The 2,583-nt window shown below is 30.0% G+C and carries 2 protein-coding genes; one reads left to right on the forward strand and one right to left on the reverse strand.

Features of this window, described 5'->3' with window-relative positions; translation table 11 throughout:
• Positions 1–809: 809 nt before the first annotated feature.
• Positions 810–1,619 (forward strand): RecX family transcriptional regulator, encoded by an 810-nt coding sequence (locus NSA01_RS09900; RefSeq protein WP_257481297.1) that lies wholly within the window; start codon positions 810–812, stop codon positions 1,617–1,619.
• Positions 1,620–1,809: 190 nt separating this feature from the next.
• On the opposite strand, the gene rbr is transcribed toward NSA01_RS09900, so the two are convergent.
• Complete coding sequence (rbr, locus tag NSA01_RS09905) at positions 1,810–2,394, reverse strand: rubrerythrin (RefSeq protein ID WP_257481298.1); 585 nt, start codon at positions 2,392–2,394, stop codon at positions 1,810–1,812.
• Positions 2,395–2,583 lie beyond the last annotated feature (189 nt).

The following is a 2,583-nucleotide window of genomic DNA, read 5'->3' on the forward strand; positions in this document are numbered from 1 at the left end:
AGATTTTTGAAACGACCGCTTTCCCACCCTTTAATTATAAAAAGTAATCATTTTATACTAAATTAATAAATTTTCAGGGAAATTATTTACTATTTACCTAAAAGAGTTATCAACTATGATTTAATATAAAATTATTAATTTAAATGGTTGTGGTTTATTTTTTTCCAAAAACAAGGGCAGTATTTTTTAAAACCGTCGCAGACCCCGTCCCTTTAATTTGTAGAAGTAATGATTTTTTAGGAATATTATCTGTCACTTAACCAAAAGAGTTATTAACTTTTATTTAATGTAAAACTTTTAATTAGATGATTGGGGAAGTGAGCGTTAAAAATTTAAAGTACAGGTGAAATATGTAAACTTAAAAATACAGCTGACGCAAATCCGATACACGTTAAACTAATAAATCGTGCCGGTTATCAGTTTAACGATTGAACATATTTTAAATATAATATACCTATTTTTTAAATCCGTAGACAGTTACATTGAGAAGTTTTAAAGCTTTTATGCTGATATAGAAAAGTCCTTTATTTTTAAATCGGCAATTCTAAATTTCCTTAAAAAGCTTTTGTAGATTTTTATTGATTAAAATTTATGTGTATGAAGTACGCAAAATAACATGATTTCTAAGTTTTCTGTGAAGAAAATTTGTTATAACAATATATGCGGAATGGATGAATAAAAGCTGGGGATGAAGACGGAGACATGCGGTATGTTTGGAGTTCTTAAGGGATAAAGTTTATTATAAAAGGTGTTAGAAACAGTGCTGCTCAGTTGTTTGTCTATTAATAAAGAATAGGAAAGGTAATAAATTGGACGTAATAACAAAAATAACCAAGACAAAAAGAGAATATAACGTAACGATAAACGATGAAAAAGTGCTTCGTCTGGACAGAAAAATCATAAGTAAGCTCAAAGTGGAAGATCAAGTGGATATTGATGAGCTCATTAAAGAAAGCTATGACGATCTATACGATACCGCACTCAATATGGCTCTCAATTATCTTTCTTATGCCATGAGGTGCGAGCAGGAAATCGTCGATTATCTGGATAAGAAACACTTTCCCGATATCGTAATAAATGATGTGTTAAATAGACTTTTGGAGCTTAAGTATGTAAATGACGAGGACTACATAGAAAACTTTACAAGGAGCAAATCCGCGTCTCTTATCGGGAGAAATAAGATAAAGAATGACCTTATAAAGAAGGGGATAGATGTATCCTTGGTCCTAAAGACAGTGGAGAGGTGTTTTGGTATAGAAGAAGAAACCGAGAATTTAAGCGAATTCATATCAAAACAGGACAGAAAAAACAGCGAACTATTTTACAGGGAAAAGAGAGATAAAATAATAAACAGTGCCGTGAGGAAAGGTTACGATTATAAGCTTATAAATTCCGTAATAGACGATATAATAAGCGAAGATGAGAATATAAGTGAGAATACAAAATTAAAGGAAAAGATAAAAAAGCGCTTTTATAAATATTTAAATAAGGGAGAAGAAATAGAAAAAGTAAAGTATAAAGTATTTCCTTTCTTTTATGCCAAAGGCTACAGCGAAGAGATATTAAACAGTGTATATTATGAAATCCTTGAAGAGATGGAAAATGAGGAAGAACTGTAAAAACATAAAGTAAAGATTTGAAAGTTTATTTGTTTCATATTTCTTATAAAGTATGAATATATTTCAAACAAATTTTAGTATTTCAAGAAAGCAATACAAAAAACAAAAGAACGTATATATTGTTTAATAATCAGAAATATAAAATAATATCATATGAAAAAAACTAAAAAAAGTGCTTAATGCACTTTTTTTAGTTGCCAGAAGGACAAATAGGTTTGAAGTAAGCTTCGGCATGGTCACATATAGGACAAACTTTAGGAGGGTTTGGTCCTTTGTGATGATATCCGCATTTTAAGCATACCCAGTCACATTCGCCTTCTCTGTGGAAGAATCCTCTTTCCACTTCTTTTGCTAATGTGTCATATCTCTTGTGATGAGTTTTTTCAACATCAGCAATCAAATCGAAATATGTTGCAACTTCCTTAAAACCTTCTTCTCTCGCAATGTTTGCGAATGTAGGATAGATTTCATAAGCTTCTTCGTATTCACCGAGAGCCGCAGATTTTAAGTTTTCCAAAGTAGTTCCGTAGAAAACAGGGTAGTCGGCTTGATCCACCATGATTTTTTCTCCCGGTAATTCCTTGTTTATAAGGAACATAAATCTTTTAGCATGATAAAGTTCGTTTAAAGCAGTTTCGTTGAAAATATTTTCGATGTATTTAAATCCATCTTTGTTTGCTCTTGAAGCATAATAAGAATATCTTTGGTATACACCGCTTTCTCCAACAAATGAGCTCATTAAATTTTTAACTGTTTGACTATTTTTAAATTCCATTTTTTCCTCCTTTTTTAGTATTTTTTACTGAGGAAGAAAAAATATACTAATGTATATAGTTTTAATAAATATTTTTGATTTTGTATATTATTTTTGTAATAAATTGTATTTTTTTATTATTAGGTAAACATATGTCTTAGGTGATTTATGGATGATTTGCTTTCGTAAATTTAATATCCCTTTTGCCGA

It is taken from the genome of Anaerofustis stercorihominis, assembly GCF_024623185.1.
In the GTDB taxonomy this organism is placed as follows: domain Bacteria; phylum Bacillota; class Clostridia; order Eubacteriales; family Anaerofustaceae; genus Anaerofustis.